Source organism: Alteromonas halophila (genome assembly GCF_014651815.1).
Lineage (GTDB): Bacteria > Pseudomonadota > Gammaproteobacteria > Enterobacterales > Alteromonadaceae > Alteromonas > Alteromonas halophila.
In genome coordinates this window covers 99,077-116,416 of sequence record NZ_BMXP01000006.1, presented here as the reverse complement: position 1 = coordinate 116,416, position 17,340 = coordinate 99,077, and the positions used below count along the sequence as shown (strand labels likewise).

General features: G+C 49.4%; 12 protein-coding genes and 2 tRNA genes. 10 read left to right on the top strand and 4 right to left on the bottom strand.

Translation table 11 applies throughout. The features are described 5' to 3' along the window. Nucleotides 1-97: 97 nt before the first annotated feature. Together IE054_RS12485 and IE054_RS12480 are read right to left on the bottom strand one after the other, a co-directional pair. Nucleotides 98-487, bottom strand: a complete 390-nt coding sequence (locus IE054_RS12485) for a DUF3718 domain-containing protein (protein ID WP_189406824.1) — start codon at nucleotides 485-487, stop codon at nucleotides 98-100. A 135-nt stretch (nucleotides 488-622) separates the two neighbouring features. Then, nucleotides 623-1,525: a LysR family transcriptional regulator gene (locus IE054_RS12480; protein ID WP_189406822.1), complete on the bottom strand. Its 903-nt coding sequence runs from the start codon at nucleotides 1,523-1,525 to the stop codon at nucleotides 623-625. 131 nt (nucleotides 1,526-1,656) lie between these two features. On the opposite strand from IE054_RS12480, the gene IE054_RS12475 reads away from it, so the two are divergent. Next, a complete protein-coding gene (locus IE054_RS12475) occupies nucleotides 1,657-2,103 on the top strand; it encodes a MaoC/PaaZ C-terminal domain-containing protein (RefSeq protein WP_189406820.1) in 447 nt (148 codons plus the stop codon). Between the two features lie 88 nt (nucleotides 2,104-2,191). On the opposite strand, the gene IE054_RS12470 is transcribed toward IE054_RS12475, so the two are convergent. Next, the gene (locus IE054_RS12470; RefSeq protein WP_229805126.1) at nucleotides 2,192-2,359 is read right to left on the bottom strand and encodes an entericidin A/B family lipoprotein; all 168 of its coding nucleotides are present in this window, start codon (nucleotides 2,357-2,359) and stop codon (nucleotides 2,192-2,194) included. A 43-nt stretch (nucleotides 2,360-2,402) separates the two neighbouring features. Beyond that, nucleotides 2,403-3,380: a mechanosensitive ion channel family protein gene (locus IE054_RS12465; protein ID WP_189406817.1), complete on the bottom strand. Its 978-nt coding sequence runs from the start codon at nucleotides 3,378-3,380 to the stop codon at nucleotides 2,403-2,405. A gap of 375 nt (nucleotides 3,381-3,755) precedes the next feature. Here IE054_RS12465 and IE054_RS12460 point away from each other — a divergent pair, with 375 nt between their 5' ends. The 9 genes from IE054_RS12460 to IE054_RS12420 all read left to right on the top strand — a co-directional run bounded on the left by IE054_RS12460 (nucleotide 3,756) and on the right by IE054_RS12420 (nucleotide 17,114). Next, entirely contained in the window at nucleotides 3,756-6,446 is a 2,691-nt protein-coding gene (locus tag IE054_RS12460; RefSeq protein WP_189407027.1) for a TonB-dependent receptor plug domain-containing protein, read from the top strand. 153 nt (nucleotides 6,447-6,599) lie between these two features. After that, entirely contained in the window at nucleotides 6,600-6,908 is a 309-nt protein-coding gene (locus IE054_RS12455) for a 4a-hydroxytetrahydrobiopterin dehydratase (RefSeq protein WP_189406815.1), read from the top strand. 145 nt (nucleotides 6,909-7,053) lie between these two features. Further along, nucleotides 7,054-7,130: transfer RNA gene (locus tag IE054_RS12450), tRNA-Met, on the top strand. Nucleotides 7,131-7,174: 44 nt separating this feature from the next. Beyond that, nucleotides 7,175-7,251, top strand: a tRNA-Met gene (locus tag IE054_RS12445). Nucleotides 7,252-7,969: 718 nt separating this feature from the next. Then, on the top strand, nucleotides 7,970-9,055 hold the full coding sequence (locus IE054_RS12440; protein WP_189406813.1) for a hypothetical protein: 1,086 nt from the start codon (nucleotides 7,970-7,972) through the stop codon (nucleotides 9,053-9,055). Between the two features lie 14 nt (nucleotides 9,056-9,069). Beyond that, nucleotides 9,070-9,501 carry a type 2 periplasmic-binding domain-containing protein gene (locus IE054_RS12435; RefSeq protein ID WP_189406811.1) on the top strand — a complete coding sequence of 144 codons (432 nt, stop codon included), beginning with the start codon at nucleotides 9,070-9,072 and terminating at the stop codon, nucleotides 9,499-9,501. 29 nt (nucleotides 9,502-9,530) lie between these two features. Further along, nucleotides 9,531-12,452: a TIR domain-containing protein gene (locus IE054_RS12430; protein WP_189406808.1), complete on the top strand. Its 2,922-nt coding sequence runs from the start codon at nucleotides 9,531-9,533 to the stop codon at nucleotides 12,450-12,452. 391 nt (nucleotides 12,453-12,843) lie between these two features. Beyond that, nucleotides 12,844-16,116 carry an MHYT domain-containing protein gene (locus IE054_RS12425; protein ID WP_229805125.1) on the top strand — a complete coding sequence of 1,091 codons (3,273 nt, stop codon included), beginning with the start codon at nucleotides 12,844-12,846 and terminating at the stop codon, nucleotides 16,114-16,116. A gap of 2 nt (nucleotides 16,117-16,118) precedes the next feature. After that, nucleotides 16,119-17,114 carry a response regulator gene (locus IE054_RS12420; protein ID WP_189406804.1) on the top strand — a complete coding sequence of 332 codons (996 nt, stop codon included), beginning with the start codon at nucleotides 16,119-16,121 and terminating at the stop codon, nucleotides 17,112-17,114. Nucleotides 17,115-17,340: the final 226 nt, after the last annotated feature.

The following is a 17,340-nucleotide window of genomic DNA, read 5'->3' as shown; positions in this document are numbered from 1 at the left end:
AGCTGGACAAAAGGAAAGGCGACCCGAAGGCCGCCTTTGGAGTGCAGAGCGTATCTGCAACCATGTTGAAAAAGGTTTCACATGGTGAAAATTGGGGTTAGATGCGGCCTTTAAGTTCCGCAGCAATAGGGCTGCCTTGCTGGCCCTGCTCTGCAATCCAGGCTTGCAGCGTTTTGCCGTCTGCTTCTGGCGCCTGCAGATCACGACTTGGCATTTTCTTAACCATCAGTGTGCCGGTTTCCACGGCGTTATTCAGTACCGCAGTACGGATAAGGCTGTTACCGTCACATGAGATACCGCTGTAGTAATCATGCAGTTTCAGACGGAAGTCTGACTGAACCATACGCATTTTCTTGCGCAGTTCACCTTTGTCGTCGGCCTGAACGATAGTACAGATATTCGCAAGTGCTTCATTGATGTTTGCGTTAGCTACGCCAGAAATACCCAGAGCAGCGAAAAGCAGAGAAGTTTTAACAATTTTCAACATGGTTAATTCCTCAAAAGTTAAGTTGGATGTCTTTGAACGAGATGCATTAAACCCTAACTAACGTGAGAGGAATAGCCTTGTGATAATACTTAAGTATACGTTTTCATATCTTAGGAAGGAGTACTTATATCCTCGCTAGTGAGGCCGGTAAGCGTGAGCGACTTCCATAATTAAATCGCGCATCCAGCGGTGTGCGCTGTCATGATCGGCACTGACATGCCAGTAAAGGAAATACTCTACCGGGGGAAGGTCGAATGGTAGCTCGTAGATAGCCAGGTCGTAATGTTTGGCCAGGTGATAAGGTAAACAGGCGACCAGGTCGGTTTTGGCAATGGCACTGGGTACAGTGAGAAAGTGCTGACCCCGCATGACTTCCTTTCGTTTCTTGCCGAGCTTGTCCAGCGCTATATCAATAGGGCCAGCCCCCGATTTGCGGTGCGACACATTAATATGCCCCAGCTGCAAAAAGGTGGGCAGATCCAGCCCTTGCTTGAGTGCCGGATGATTTTTTCGTGCCATAACGACCAAACGGTCCTGCGCGATTTTTTCTTTGCGCAAATGTGGGTCAGTGAATGCTGACGCATCGGCAAAAAAGTCCAGAGTGCCGCTTGCCATTGCAGAGACCACCTGACTACGGGCAATTTCATAGTTAGTTAACTGAATATTGGGCGCTTTAGTCTGCAGCTTTGCCATCAGGCGCGGAAGAATAACCACCTCCAGCAGATCGCGGCTGGCAAAGTTAAATGCTTTTTCCGCTGACAGGGGGTCAAACTTCTGGCTCTCCTGCACACTTTTGCGTAGCAGTGATAACGCCTGACGTGCAGGGACTATGATATTCTGAGCAACCGGCGTGGGCGTCATTGAATGCCCTGTTCTGACAAAAAGAGGGTCGTTAAGCATTTCCCGCAAACGGGCCAGAGAATTACTGACAGCGGGCTGCGTGATACAAAGTACATCAGCAGCTTTTGTCAGGCTGCCCGCCGTATAGATTGCATCGAAAACTGCAAATAAATTTAAATCTATGCGGTTGAGATTCATAGTAATTCCCATTAATGACTGGTGCGACACATGTCGCTTTTTCAATAAGTTTATATTATTAAATCTTTATTGAATTATTCAACCATCTAATAGTACCTTTGTCATTATCAGAATGTTACAGGACCGGAATTATGAAAACACTCCTGCAGTTGGAAGTAGGTGATGAATTGCAGCAGCGTGAGTGGCACGACATCACGCAACACAGTATTGACCAGTTTGCGGAGGCGACCAACGATCATCAGTGGATCCACACCGATCCGCAGCGCTGTGAGCAGGAAAGTCCGTTCGGTACTACTATTGCCCATGGTTTTTTCACTGCGTCGCTAATGCCGAAAGCCTTTGACAGCGTGGTGGCCGATTCGCCACAGATAGCCTCGGTCATCAACTATGGGGTAGACAGTCTGCGATTTCTGGAGCCGGTTCGATGCAATGATGCGATTCGCTTTTCATTTAGGGTAACGTCTATTCATCAGAAGCGTGCAGGGCACCTATATAAAATAGCCGCTGAATGTGAATTACGTGATGCAGAAAAACTGGCGATGGCCGGCACCTTTTTAATGCTGGTTATTCCTAAATAGCCACGACAGCGTATAGCAAATACGGTTTATGCCCATAAAAAAGGCTGCCTTTGGCAGCCCTGGTGGTGTTACTAAGCGCTGTTACTGCTTAATTCGAGGCCTCTTCCGCTTCATCCTCTAACGCTTCTCCCGCAGACTGAATGTCTTTGCCTGCGCCTTCCATAGTGGCACAGCCTCCCGCTACAGACGCGAAAAAGGCCAGTAAAAGCGCGGCGAAAGATGTGCGCATCAGTTTAGAGTTTAATAAAAATTGCATAATGTTCTCCTTTGAAGGTTATTGTTTGCGACCAGTATCAATGCTAATCGCTGGAATTGTCGCTACTTTGGTCGCCCGAGCTATTCTGGCCGGATGTATTTTCCGTTTTACGTTCTTTACTACTGCCTTTAAGCGTAGACAGCATGGTATCGAGCTTTTCACCGCCTTTGGCGGCAAAATCCAGAGTTCTGATTGGAAAAGGAATAAGGATGTCGTTTTCTTCAAGCACTTTTTTAACTGTAAGAACCGCATCATGGCGGGCTGACATAAAGCCCTGCTGACCGGGGTAGTCAATCCAGAACCATACCAGTAAATTAACACTCGAATCGCCGAAGCCGGCCGCAAACACGGATGTGTCGTCCTTATTGATGACATAGTCCTTCTCGTTTATTGCTTCGGTGATCACATCAGCCGCTTTTGCTGGATCATCGGCATAGGAAATGCCCACCGGTACTTCTATCCGCCGTTTGCCCAATGCGGAATAATTGGTCAGGATGTTACGAAACAGGATCTTATTAGGAATGATTTCCCGCTGCCCGAAAAATGTTTCGACCAGCGTATTCCTGAGATTGATACTTTCGACTTTACCAAATACACCCTCGGCCTCTATGACATCGCCAATCTGAAATGGCTTTCTTATGCCCATGGCGATACCGGCAATCAGGTTTTCGGTCATATCCTGAAAAGCAAAGCCGATGGCCAGTCCGACAATCCCCGCGCCAGCTAGTAATGAGGTAACCGTGCCACGAAGGCCAACAAAATCTAATGCGATAAAGATACCGGCAATGACGATAGTGATTTTGATGAAGGATGTAAGCAAATCAGCTATCTGCGTTGACTCGAATGTACGACGCATTACCCGGCGTACCGCATGTCCCACCAGTTTGGCGGCAATGCCAAAGATAATGGCAATTAAGAATGCAACCACTAAGTTCGGTAAATGCTTGATACCGGTTTCCAGCCATGTTTCCAGCTTGTCCGAAATCAGCGCATATACTTCATTTAGTTTTGGTAGCTCCATAGTCCCTCCATAACACTTTCAGTCGACCGGGCAAAAAGGTTTCCGTCGCTTATACGGTCTTTTTTTGCTATCAGCGCACTTTTGCACTGAAAAACTGGTGCTTACGCTTGCTTCCAGGCAGCCGCCGTTTTCACACGGGCATAGAACGGAACTGGTCAGACCATGTGTAAAATTAATGTAAACATATTATTTACAAAAAATTTACAAAAAAAAGGAATCGGCCATACTACCTAGGGAAGGTAGCGGACATGTTTATCGCCTTCTTTAGGTAGGCAGGGTGTAGTCGCCTCATAAAAATAATGCACACAGCCTGACCACGCTCAGAGCCTTGCATAAGGTGATGAAGGTGGTGGGTACACAACTGGAAAACACATGATGAAAACGCGTAAAAAAGCGCTGGCTGCGCTAATCAGTTCCGTTTTGTTCTCTACGACTCTCCCTGTTTTTGCTCAGACTAGTGACGATGAAGACAAGCCGTCCTCGCAGGATGTTGAGCTTATTCTGGTGACCGGTAGCTTTGTCAGACGAAGTGAAAACTTCGATTCTCCGTCGCCACTTGCGGTGGTTGACAGTGTTGCCATTGACGCCATAGGCGCAAAAAACATAGCCGATATCACGCAAACACTGACCATTAATACCGGGGCAGAGAATAATCCTGATGCCTTTACTCAAAATGCCACAGCCGGTACATCCAACATCAACCTGCGCGGCCTGGGAGTGGCATCAACACTGGTGTTACTCAACAACCGGCGCCAGGTAGTAACGGCACAGCAAACCAATGAAGGACTGAATTTTGTCGATACCAGTTCACTGGTTCCTATGATTGCCATAGATCGCATGGAAGTTGTGAAAGATGGCGCGTCAGCACTTTACGGCTCAGATGCAGTGGCGGGCGTGGTTAACTTTATTACCAGGCGTAACTACGAGGGGGCCATGATCACCATGGACTACCAGGACGGTGCGCATGGGGATAATAAAGAATATGTATTGCAGGGGCTGTGGGGAATGTCCGGCGACAACGGCAATGTGATGGCGGCGGTTAGTTATACTAACCGATCGCCTTTATTCATATCCGATAGGCGCTTAAGCCGCCCTGAAGATGACACCAGTGCGCTGGGCAATCCGGGTACCTACTTCTTACCGACGTTACCGGGTGTTCCTATCATTGACCCTTATGGCTGTGAGCAGTTTGGCGGCTATCCCGATATTCGGGCGCCCAGTGGCACCATTCCCGGTCTTGACGTCGGGTTGTGTGGCTTTGACTTCGGCCCTTTTTATTCCTATGTGCCTGATGAGTCGCGCTTAAACATGTTTACCAGTGCCGTGTATGAGTTGTCAGATACTCTCACCTGGCGCGCCGAGTTTGGTATGGCCCGCAACCGGGCTGAGCGGGGAGGGGCACCGAGCTTTCCTATCCTGACCTCACCCATTGTGCCGACAACACACCCGCAGAACCCCTTTGGCCAGCCGGCAGCATTTTTTGGCAGAGCCGAGGGTAACGGGTTCCCTGGAGACCCGGCTAACACCGAGTCTGATACCGTGCGTTTCAGTACCAGCCTGACTGGTGAACTGGACGCGGGTTTCTGGGAAGTTAATTACACCCGTGCCACCAACGACTTCTTATTCCGGGTACCCGATGTTCTGAATACTGAGTTTCAGCTGGCCCTGAACGGTTTAGGTGGTGCCGACTGTAATCCCGTATCAGGTACGCCAGGTGAGGGAGCCTGTGAGTATTTTAATCCCTTTGCTACTTCTTACACGACCGCGCCAAACTCGCAGTATGTGGTCGACTCGTTTACCGCAGAGGAAGTGATCGACTCCAAAGCCGATCTGGAAGTCATTGAAGCGCTGACCTCGTTTGACGCCTTCGAAATGGATGCCGGATACGCGGGGCTCGCTATTGGTGCACAGTACCGAAGAAACGAGCTGAGTCAGGATTATGATGCGCTGGCCAATCAGGACAGCTTCACCTTTGTCATCGGCAACCCGGATATCAGTGGCGAAATTGAAGTCTGGGCACTGTTTGCAGAGCTGGCGCTGCCTGTGACCGAAAACTGGGATGTACAAATTGCGGCACGTTTTGAAGACTACGGCGGCAGCATTGGCAATACGCTGGATCCAAAACTGGCCATGACCTATCAGGTCAGTGATGAGCTTTCGTTGCGTGGTTCTGTTTCCACGTCTTTCCGGGCCCCCACGGTATTCTTAAGTTCGGGCGGTTCAACCAGTTTGCAGGAATTAACCGATCCTGTTCAGCGGGCCACTGCTTTCGCTGCGGTCAGGACCAGTGGTAACGACGATTTGAAGCCAGAAGAGTCCACAGCGTGGAACGTTGGCTTGTCCTATGAGCCGGTTCGGGATTTTTCCATTGAACTGGACTACTGGAACTTTGAGTTTGAGGATCTGATTATTCAGGAAAATGCGCAGGCCGTGTTGACTGCGAACCCAACTGATCCTGCTCGCGTTGTGAGGGCAGGGGATCCCGAAACCGGACCGCTGGTACAGGTATTCAATACCTTTGTGAATGCCAGCTCACTGGAAACCTCAGGTATTGATTTTGTCTCAAGCTACAAAATTGAGACCGGTATGGGCACCTTTACACCGTCATTACAGGGTACCTACATTACCAAATACGATTTGGCGGACCCACAGGCTGGCGATATTGATGGCGCGGGACGCCGCAACTTCAATAATATTGGCACGTCGTCGCCAGAGCTGCGCATGAATTTTGGGCTGAACTGGTACAATGATATTCACGCAGCTAACCTGTTTGTGCGCTATATCTCCTCCTATGATGATGATCAGAACTGTGCGGACGGCTCCCTGAATGAAGAGGGATGCCCAGACGGGTTTATGGAAATAGACAGCTATGTCACTGTGGATGCACAATACAATATTGATCTTGGTAGCCTGTTTGACACTCAGCAAAGCTATGTCCTGACCCTGGGGGGCATCAATTTGTTCGATGAAGAGCCGCCTCAGGTCTTCACCAACAGCGGCTTTGACTCCAAAGTGCATGATCCTCGCGGCCGTCAGATCTATGCACGGCTAGCTGTTGAGTTCTAAGTCATTATCAATCAGACAGTCGAGCCCGGCACTTGCCGGGCTTTTTTGTAAACGTGTGATTACTGCGACCCGAATGGCAGTAATCTGCATAGGGTGGCAATTCGTAAAGGGTTGGTACAGCATAAATCAATACACTTCAGAGTGAGGATAACAATGACTGAGAAAATGACAGACGAGCAGGTAGAGGCTGCGCTTACCACCCTTAATCAAATGGTAGAAGATGGCGTCGCCTGGCAACGGGAAGGCGATAAAATTTCTAAAACCTTTAAATTCAAGAGCTTTATCTGGGCGTTTGGCTGGATGTCACAAATGGCCATTTGGGCAGAAAAATTAAAGCACCACCCAGAGTGGTTCAATGTCTATAATAAGGTAGAGGTAAGCCTGACCACACATGATGTAGGCGGGTTGAGTGAACTGGACTTTAAACTGGCTGAAAAAATGGAGAAATATCAGTCAAATTAAACACGATTGGACAAGAATCCAGCAAGCGGTCAAAAAAGTGAAATATACCGCTTCTGGGCTCTTGCCAAGGTGCAATTGCTATGTATAATACGCACCACATTGAGAGGCAGCCACACAGAAGCCGCTTTCTCAAACAGAATTCAGACGCGGGATGGAGCAGTCTGGTAGCTCGTCGGGCTCATAACCCGAAGGTCGTTGGTTCAAATCCAGCTCCCGCAACCACATTTAAGATGGTCTGATTTTATCAGGCAAAATACCAGTTCAGACGCGGGATGGAGCAGTCTGGTAGCTCGTCGGGCTCATAACCCGAAGGTCGTTGGTTCAAATCCAGCTCCCGCAACCACACCAAAAACCTCAGCAATCGCTGAGGTTTTTTTTGTTCAATACCGTGTCTCTGTTTGACACAGTCCTGCACGTCAGACGTTTAACCAATCCATCACAAGCCCAGGCCATTTCAGCATACGGATGAACTGTCACGCATTTATTGTCATTGTTGATTGCAGAAGCGGCGATGGCGTCTGTCTCTGTGCAAAGAACATGGGCATGTAAACGGTTTCGTCATTAACTGGCTAAGTTTACGTGATATAAAATTGACGGATTTTTGTCCTTAGTATACTTTTTGAACAGGGAATCAATTGGCCAAGGGTATTGGCTGCCAATTCGACATTCACCTTTATTGTGTTGGCTCATCGCTGACGTTGGTTTTTTATTGCGTTTAAGTCGCTTGTGCTGATTGAGGCGTGTCTGTTATTAACCTGTCTGGTCATATAAGGTGCATTAAATGTTCAGGTTTTTCAGACAGCCTTATTGTTGTAGTCATGTCGTAGAGAATTCTGGCGATTACTAATAAAAATAGATCTCTCTGAGAATTTTCGAGGGGTGTAGCTGGCTTTCGTAAAATTCTGTGCATGGTACATCTGCGTATGCTAACAAAACTAATGTGTTTCTGTGGGGCCGGGCTTTTAACTTTCACATGCAACAGTTTCGCTATAGCAAACCTGCCGGTAGAAGCCTCTTTTTTTGGCACCGTGGGACTGGCGAAAAGCTCAAGCGATGAGATCTTGTTTCGCAGCAGAGTTGCGCTGCCCACAGGGGCTGGTGAGAACTGGTCATTTGAAAATGACAGCAAGATTGGAACGCAGCTTAGTTATGCGCCATCAGATACCTTTTCAGCAACCATTCAGGCGCTGGCTGAACTGAACAGCGATGACACCTACTCGCCGTCAATTGAATGGGCTTATCTCACATACAGACCACGTGAAAATTTGAAATTTCGTTTAGGTAGAACGGTATTTCCTACGTTTACAGCATCTGACTATTCAAATGTCGACTTTGCCTTTTTACCTGTACGTATGCCACATGACGTCTATTCGCTGGTACCGTTCCCAGGCCTCGATGGCATTGATGTGATTTTCAATACGGATGCAGGCAAAACCTACTTAACGATCCAGGCGCTAGCAGGACAGCGTGACTTCAACATTTATAACAATGGCATCGAGCGCACAGCGTATGAGCTTAAAGACAGCTATGGGTTACGCTTTTCCTGGAGGAGTGGGGAATGGTCCGGCGGAGCGGGCTATTTGCAAGGGACAATGCGCGTCGATGCGCCTGACGTGCTGGCACTGGCAGATGCGCTGAGTTCGGTGGCAGGCACTTACCCCGAATTTGGAGTGCTTGCAGATGAGATAAGCAATGTCGGAAAATTAATTATCCGGTCGGTAGATGTCCACTATACCGGCTATAGGTTCTCGTTCTCAGCAGAGTATGTTCAGAGACGGTGGAACATCAATATGAATGTATCTGATACTGACGCCTATTACATTTTGGGCGGTTATAATTTCGGAAAATGGACGCCCTATGCGTTTTATTCTGACAGTCAGAACAAAAGTGAACTGCCTCTGTCCGGTTATCCTGCAGCCGGTCCCCTTGCGCCACTCACTGCCACGCTAACCAGCTTATTTGGTCCAATAGCGACAGATGGCAGCACGCGGTGTATTGGCCTGCGTTATGACATTCTGGAAAATCTCGCGATTAAAACTCAGTTTGAAAGAATTGAGCCTGGCGGCTCGTTGTATTTACAGAAAAACGGACAACCGGTGCCGCAGCATATCAATCTGTACAGTGTTGCGCTCAGCTTTGTTTACTAATTTAAGGACCCGTTATGTTAAAACGTTTACCATTGCTAGTGATACTTAGTCTGCTCACCGTTTGTTCCTTTGCTGCGTATTCTGAAAAAATCGTGGTTATTGTTAACAACCAGAATAAGGCGGATTCCCTGTCCAGTGATCTGATCGGAGATATTTACCTTGGACGAACAAGCCGCTTTCCATCGGGCGAACCTGTAAAGCCGCTGGATTTGCCAAAAGGCATGGCAATTACGCATGATTTTTACGCCAAAGTAGTAAAAAAGACGCCTGCGCAGCTCAGAGCCCACTGGTCGCGTCTTGTCTTTACGGGCAAAGGGCGTCCACCGAAAAGACTGTCTGACGAAAGTGCAGTGAAAAGTATGGTTTCTGAACGCAGCGATTCGATTGGTTATATGTATGAGAAAACGGCCGATGATGCAGTGAAAATCATATTTGACGCACACTAAAATCACGTCTGCTTTTTCGACTTTTGTATATGAACGCCGACGATTACAAATACTATGCGTTTATAAGTTACAGTCATGCTGATTCCAGCTGGGCGGACTGGCTGCATCGTTCGCTGGAAAAGTTTGTTATTCCCAAAAGCCTCAGAAAAGAAACAAATTTTACTCTGCCAAAAACGCTTTTTCCGGTGTTCAAAGATCGCGAAGAGTTGCCCTCAGCCGCAAAGCTTGGCGATCATATTACCCGGGCACTCACTGCGTCACGCTACCTCATTGTTATCTGCTCGCCAGACGCGGCACAGTCGGATTGGGTAAACCAGGAAGTGTGTATATTTAAAGCACTGGGACGGGAAGACCGCGTTTTATGTCTGATTGTCGACGGAGAGCCCGCGGTCAGTGAAGCGCACAACCAACGTCCTGGGCGCGGAGCACATCCCCTTCGTCGCGCCAGTGATACCAGTGAGGCATTGATAAAACGAAAGACAACGCGTACATCCACACTGGATTCGGCGCAAAAACATGCCGACCAGGAATGTTTTCCTCCGGCAGTGCGCTACTGTGTTGACGCAGACAGGCAGTTATTATCAGAACGGGCAGAGCCTATTGCAGCGGATGTACGTGAGGGGAGAGATGGCAAAAATCTGGCGTTGTTAAAACTTATTGCCGGGCTCATAGACATTGATCTTTTTCAATTAACACAACGCCAGCACCAACGACGTATTAACCGGCTTAGACTACTGACAGCGCTGATGGTGGCACTTGTAACGGCTTTTGCAAGTATTGCAGTTACCGCGTGGAAAGCGCAAAAAAAAGCAGAAGACCTGTCACTAGTGGCACTTTCAAGACAGCTTTCGACGCAGGCAGGCAGCTTATTTGACAGTGATAAAAGCCTGCGTGTCAGCATGTTGCTCGCCGGGGTACAGGCGCATAATTTTGCGCCAACAGTCGAAGCGAGCAGTGCCACGTTGACAACATTACTGGCAACCCGGTCAATAAAGTCTGTGTTAGCGACGGAGTCTGCAGTAATGAATATTGCATACAGTCAGGATGGAGCCTGGCTGGCTGCCGCACTGGATAATGGTGAAATACTGTTGTGGGACCTGCTTACCATGACACAGGCTCGCGCCCCGCTTGTTGGCCATGAGGGCAGTGTTTTGACGCTTGCATTCAGCCCTGATGGCAGATTGCTTATTTCTGCGGGAACAGATGATACCGTCATTGTCTGGCCGTTACATTCGGCGTCGCCGGACGGGCCACAAACGTCGGCGTCGTTAACAGCGCATAACGACTGGGTAGTAGGGGTCGACTTTGCGCCCGATGGCAGGTCATTTGTGACTTCTGGCTGGGATGGTCGGGCGATCATTTGGGACGCCTTTACTCTGCAACCCTTAACTGAGTTGCCTCTTGCTCCTGGCGGGTGGGCGTCAAGCGTTGAATTTAGTGCCAATGGAGCCTGGCTGGCGATAGGACGTGAAAATGGCGCAGTGGAGCTTTGGGATGTGGCCGCTCGCACACGTTCAGGGCCCATTCTTACGGGCCACCAGGGCTGGGTCACAGATGTGAGTTTTAGTCACAACTCGCGCTATCTAGCCTCAGCGGGCAGCGACGGCAGCCTGCGGGTATGGGATCTTGAGCAAAAAGCGTTGCGCTATGATGTTGCATCCGAAGCAGGGATGGGAATAACGTCAGCGATATTTGGTCCTGAAGACAGGGTATTGATCACTGGAGGTTGGGATCGAAAAATTAACCGGTGGCTGGTGAAAACGGGAGAAAAGCTCGGGGAACCACTTCTGGGTCATACTGAGCAGGTAACAAATGTCGCCATGGCGCCCGATGGCAAGACATTCAGTACCGCCGGCCATGATGGTTCGATTGTCATCTGGGTCAGCGATTCAGACTACCCGCACAGGCAGCATTATTGCAGCCAGAACAGCCCGATAAACAGTATTGGCTTTGCGCAGAATGGATCGATGCTCGTCACTGCCAGCATTAATAATGATGTGATGGTATGTGGTGTCGATAATGAAACTGAGCCACACCAGATAGCGGGTAGCATGAGTAAATATCTGGCGCTCAGCCGCGATGGTCAGCAACTGGCCTTTCTTAAAAGTGAACACGAGATAGTGCGCTACGATGTGGGGACCCTGGCGCCGGTTGCCGAACCGATTAATATGTATCCCAGTGTTATTAGCAGCCTGGCGTACAGCCCCGACAACCGATTTATCGCAGTGGGCGACAGAAACGCAGAGGTTCATCTCTGGCAACGTGACCCCGCAAGGCACCTTACAACATTAGTGGGTCATCAGGGACCCATTCTCGACCTGGCGTTTAGCGCTGACAGTCAGACGCTGGCCTCTGCCTCTGAGGATACACAAATCTTTTTGTGGGATATCAATGAGGGGGCTGCAAAAAAGTCAGGTATTCTGCGTGGGAACTCGACGCCAGTAACGGCAATTGCATTTAACCCAAATGCCAGTCATGTTCTGGTTTCCGGGAATGAGGAAGGCGTCCTGACGTTCTGGGACGCTGAGCGCTCAGCCCCCATAGGAGCACCAATAACGGGTCATGACGGTGCGATAAATACACTTTCGTTCAGCATGGATGGTACGCTTGTCGCAACCGGTGGAAATGATAAGCGTATAGCGTTAAGAGACACTCAGTCGCGCCGTCAAATTGGTCCCAAACTGACAGCGCATACTGAACGGGTGACAAGCCTGTCTTTTTCTCCACATGACTATACGCTGGTGAGTGGCAGTGCAGATGGCAAGATCATGATCTGGGATTTGGATGTGTCGCACTGGAAAAAAAGCATATGTCACAAAGTTGTCCAGCCGCTCACTCATCAGGAGTGGGAGCTGTATGTGGGCGGGCTGGTACCTTACGAAAATGCATGCAGCGCAATTCAGGGCCGTCATCGTGGTGGACAGAGTTTCAGCGCATCGCCCTTTAGGTAGTGCTGTTTATAACATGATTGGTATGAGGCTGGCCGGATCAGTTATCCACAGAAATAGTTGATAAGTCTGTTGATAATTCTCATCAGCATCACCGTGGCGGGTGGTCTGGCCTCGTGGTTAAATTATCATCATGGCCGCCACCGTGAAAATTCTGCTCTTTATAGTATTGTATTTGAAGTTATCTGCCTTTTAGGTCAAAGTGGAATTCCAATGCAGGTCAGTCGCTTTAAAAAGAGCGCTTACAGAGTGACTGTACCTGGTGTTAACTGCTTTACAGGATCTTGTTATTCAGCGAATGGATAGTAGCAGGGGCCTTGGTCGTCGTTTTTAGTAATTACAATATCTAACTATGCTATCAGACTATTTTAATATCCCTGACACCGCTGTTTTAATGACAGGTAATTTTGATCCCTTCCTTGTTTCCTTATCATTAATTATTGCGATATTTGCCTCGTTTATGGGCTTTAATGTTGCCAGTCTCGCGTCAACAACGCCCAGTCTGGTTCGAAAGCGCACGTTGTTAACGGCTGGCGGTCTGGCCTTAGGTGGCGGCATTTGGTCGATGCATTTTCTCGGCATGCTGGCATTCGCGCTGTGTACGCCGGTCACCTACGATTTTGGCATCACTGCACTGTCTGCCCTACCGGGTATTGCCGCTGCCTGGGTTGCACTTTACCAACTAACGAAAGCCAGACCATCAGGCCTGGACATTTTTTTTAGCGGTATTCTGGTGGGCGCAGGCATAGGCACAATGCACTATACCGGCATGGCCGCTATGGAAATGGCGCCGCTGTTACGTTACAGCATTCCGTTATTTTTGCTGTCGATCGTGGTGGCCGTGGTGCTGGCGATGATTGCGTTATGGATCAAGTTTGGGCTGGCCAGCCTGGGGCGTGCCAGCGCCCGTCAGATTAACCTTGTCGCCAGTATTGTTATGGGGCTGGCCATTGCCGGGATGCATTACACCGGTATGGCTGCTGCGCGATTTGTTAAACCCCCCGGGCTGGAACTTTCCGCACAACCGGCAGAGATCTCAGCCTATCTGGCCATCGGCGTGGCCGCATTTACCGTTATTATTATCGCGATGGTGCTTGGCGTGACGTTACTGTTCAAGTACAAAGATATGACGCAACGGGCTATGGAAAGTGAACAAACCCAGCGGGCAATCATGGATACTGCCGTGGATGGCGTTATTACAGTGAATAACCGGGCAAAAATTGTGTCTGCCAACCCTGCCGTTGCCAGTATACTGGGATACACCTCACAAGAGCTTATTGGGATGAGTGTGCTGAGCATCATTCCTGAAGAGCGGCATCACATTTACAGCAAGGCCTTTTTCTCGCGTTCTTCTGATTCTGCCTTCAAGGAAGTTGTGGGGACCAGCCGCGACGTAGAAGTTATTAATAAAGCTGGCGTCCATATCCCGGTGCGGGTGGGGGTTGGATACTCTGCTGCAGGCAAAGAGCCGTTATTTGTCGTGTTTATCGCCGATATTCGTCAGCGTATTGAAATGGAAAGAGCGATACGTGAGAGTGAAGCGAAATTTCGCGCCTTTATCAGCAATATCCCTGGCATCGCCTATCGTTGCCTGAACGAGGAAGGCTGGCCCATGGTTTTTATCAGTGACGCGACGGAGGCCATTACCGGCTATCCCGCCAGTGACTTCTGTTTGCCTGATCCGACCGTCAGTTTTGAGGATCTGTTTCACCCCGAAGATGTTGCTTTAATTGAGCAGGCTGCAAGGGCCAAGAGCGGTAATTCATTTACTCTGGAATACCGCATTATTGACCGGCAGAAAAATGTTCGCTGGATCCGCGAATACGGGACCTACGCCAAAGACGAGCAAGGTGACATTCAGTGGCTGGACGGGTTTATGATGGATATCAGTGAACGCCGCGATATGGAAGAAGAGCTGAAAGAGGCGAAAGATCGGGCAGAAAATGCCGCGGCAGCACGCTCTACCTTCCTGGCAAACATGAGCCATGAAATCAGAACGCCGATGAATGCAATTATTGGTTTTAGTGACCTGCTGCTGGCCGAAGCACAACCACCTCAGACGAAGGAACACCTCAATACCATAAACCGGTCTGCCCGTTCTCTGTTGCATCTGCTTAACGATATTCTTGACAGTGCCAAGCTTGAAAAAGGCAAGCTGGATCTGGAGTACCGCGATTTTGTACTAAGTAACGAAGTCGATATGGTGATTTCTACGTTCTGGCTGGAAGCAAAACGCAAAGGCATCGATCTGGAAATGGCGCTGGACGCGTCGTTAGCGCAGGCTTACCGAGGCGTGCCTGAGCGAATCCGCCAGGTACTCAATAACTTAATTGGCAATGCGGTGAAATTTACCTCGGAAGGAAAGGTATTCGTGCATGTCTACCCCGATGGCAACGATGTGGTGTTTGACGTAAATGATACCGGGATTGGTATGACGTCAGAACAAAGCGCGAAAGTATTTGATGCGTTCTCGCAGGCTGACGCATCCATGAGCCGAAAATTTGGCGGCACTGGCCTGGGAACGACCATTTCCAAGCAACTGGTGGAGCTGATGGGGGGCGAAATCTATTGCAGTAGTGAAATTGGAGAAGGCAGCACCTTTAGTTTCCGGCTACCGCTGAAAGTGACCGAAGCACCGCAGGAAGAAGAACAAACGACGATTGTCAGCCTGCCGCCCATGACGATTCTGGTTGTCGATGATATTGAGCAAAATGTGCAGTTGCTGAAAATTCTGTTAACGCGACACGGACACACTGTGATCACGGCCAGCGACGGCGTTGAAGCGCTGAAAGAGATGCGTCAGTCAGATGCAGAGCTTGTTTTAATGGATCTGCAAATGCCGACGATGGATGGTCTGGAAGCCGCCCGTCATCGTCGCGAGTATGAAGCTCAGCACAATCTGCCTGCGTTGCCAATTATTGCGCTGACGGCAAGCGTTCTGATGCAGGATCGGCAGGCGGCAGAAGATGCAGGCATGGAAGGCTTTGCCAACAAACCGGTCGACTTTGCCCTGTTGACCCGGGAAATCGCACGGGTGTTAGAGCTGGATGTGTCCATGCTGGCACAGCAGGAAGCCGATGTGAGTGGTGAGACGGGGGCTTGTCAGCATATTGATGAAGAGAAAGGGGCGCTGTTATGGGGCAGTAAGCAGATGTACCAGCAGGAGGTGGCGCGCTTTATTCAACAGACCGGGAAGCTGAATGAGCTAAAGGCCGCGTTTGCCAACAGTGATACTGAAACAATTCGTGTACTCAGCCATGGTCTTAAAGGCGTGTCGGGAAATCTTTGTCTGCCTGCGCTGATGCGTGTACTGCGGCGTATTGAGTCAGAAGCCGACAACGGCGAAGTCGTGTCATCCCGGCTGGATGAAATCAGTCACGCCATCACTCACATCAAAGAATACATAGAAGCAGACGATCAGGATAACGCAAAGACAGAGCAGCAGACTGACAGGAAGCAGCTGACAGCGATGCTGCTTGCCCTGCAGAAAAGTGTAAGAGACAACCGCCTGGATGACGACATTATTGCGACACTGGCGGATGTTCAGGCAGGTGCATACAGCCAGCAAGTGTCCGCTATCATCATGGACATTGATGACTTTGAATTTGAACGAGCCACTGCGAAGCTGGAAGCGTTGCTGAATGAATTAGCTACGAGTCAGGATTAGATATGTTACGAACACTTTCCTCGCCAACGCTGTTACTGGTTGATGACGAACCGGTGAATCTGCGGGTATTACGTCAGTTGCTGGTGAGTGACTACGAACTGGTTTTTGCAAAAAATGGCGAAGAGGCTATTCGCCTTGCCAACGAACAAAGCCCGGATTTGATATTACTGGATGTGATGATGCCCGGCATGACAGGTTTTGAAACGTGTCGCAAACTAAAGTCAGCCGACTCCACCCGGCATATTCCGGTAATTTTTATCACCGCATTGACCGATGAGCATGAGGAAGCTGAAGGCTTTAATGCTGGCGGCGTGGATTATATTACCAAGCCAATCTCACCGGCAGTCGTAAAAGCGCGGGTAAAAACACATTTGTCTCTGGTTCAGTCGGAAGAGCTTAAACGCACCCGCCTGCAGGTGGTCCAGCGACTGGGTCGTGCGGCTGAATATAAAGATAACGAAACCGGTATGCATGTGCTGCGTATGAGCCATTATTCCAGAGTTCTGGCGCTGGCTTATGGCTTTAGCGAAGAGCAGGCAGACATTCTGTTACATGCCGCACCCATGCATGATATTGGCAAAATCGGGATCCCGGACAGCATCATGCTGAAGCCGGCAAAGCTGACCGAAGAAGAATTTGCCATCATGAAAACGCATCCGGATATCGGTGCAGAAATTATTGGCGAGTGTGACTCTGATCTATTGGTAATCGCCAAGTCTGTGGCGCTGACGCACCATGAAAAATGGGACGGCTCGGGTTATCCAAACGGTCTGGCAGGCGAAGATATCCCCATTGAAGGCCGCATTGTCGCCGTGGCCGATGTGTTCGATGCGTTAACCAGTAAGCGCCCCTATAAGGAAGCCTGGTCTGTGGAAGAGACCATTGCCTTTATGAAAGACCAGCAGGGCAAACACTTCGAACCTAAGCTGATCACCTTGCTGGAAGAAAATCTGGCAGAGATCCTTGCAATTAAGCAACGCTGGCAGGAAGAGCCTTAATCGTAACCAAAGGAACATGAGAGCGGACAGTGTCCTGAAAAATTCCCTGCGTGGGTAAGTTGCGTATTGTTCATGCAGACAGTATAATGCGCGATATCGCAATGCGGGCTCCCTCTTAAAGAAATGGAAAGTAACGCGTTGCAGGTTGCAGACTCTCACCAGCCGGTGGTTTTTTACTCAGTAGTTTGCACGTTGTCGAAGCGAGACAACGATGAGTTCTGATTAT

What these genes read in the sequence shown, in the direction of transcription:
- IE054_RS12485 (WP_189406824.1), bottom strand. Translation starts at nt 487, where the DNA reads ATGTTGAAAATTGTTAAAACTTCTCTGCTTTTCGCTGCTCTGGGTATT.
- IE054_RS12480 (WP_189406822.1), bottom strand. Translation starts at nt 1,525, where the DNA reads ATGAATCTCAACCGCATAGATTTAAATTTATTTGCAGTTTTCGATGCA.
- IE054_RS12475 (WP_189406820.1), top strand. Translation starts at nt 1,657, where the DNA reads ATGAAAACACTCCTGCAGTTGGAAGTAGGTGATGAATTGCAGCAGCGT.
- IE054_RS12470 (WP_229805126.1), bottom strand. Translation starts at nt 2,359, where the DNA reads ATGCAATTTTTATTAAACTCTAAACTGATGCGCACATCTTTCGCCGCG.
- IE054_RS12465 (WP_189406817.1), bottom strand. Translation starts at nt 3,380, where the DNA reads ATGGAGCTACCAAAACTAAATGAAGTATATGCGCTGATTTCGGACAAG.
- IE054_RS12460 (WP_189407027.1), top strand. Translation starts at nt 3,756, where the DNA reads ATGAAAACGCGTAAAAAAGCGCTGGCTGCGCTAATCAGTTCCGTTTTG.
- IE054_RS12455 (WP_189406815.1), top strand. Translation starts at nt 6,600, where the DNA reads ATGACTGAGAAAATGACAGACGAGCAGGTAGAGGCTGCGCTTACCACC.
- IE054_RS12435 (WP_189406811.1), top strand. Translation starts at nt 9,070, where the DNA reads ATGTTAAAACGTTTACCATTGCTAGTGATACTTAGTCTGCTCACCGTT.
- IE054_RS12430 (WP_189406808.1), top strand. Translation starts at nt 9,531, where the DNA reads ATGAACGCCGACGATTACAAATACTATGCGTTTATAAGTTACAGTCAT.
- IE054_RS12425 (WP_229805125.1), top strand. Translation starts at nt 12,844, where the DNA reads ATGACAGGTAATTTTGATCCCTTCCTTGTTTCCTTATCATTAATTATT.
- IE054_RS12420 (WP_189406804.1), top strand. Translation starts at nt 16,119, where the DNA reads ATGTTACGAACACTTTCCTCGCCAACGCTGTTACTGGTTGATGACGAA.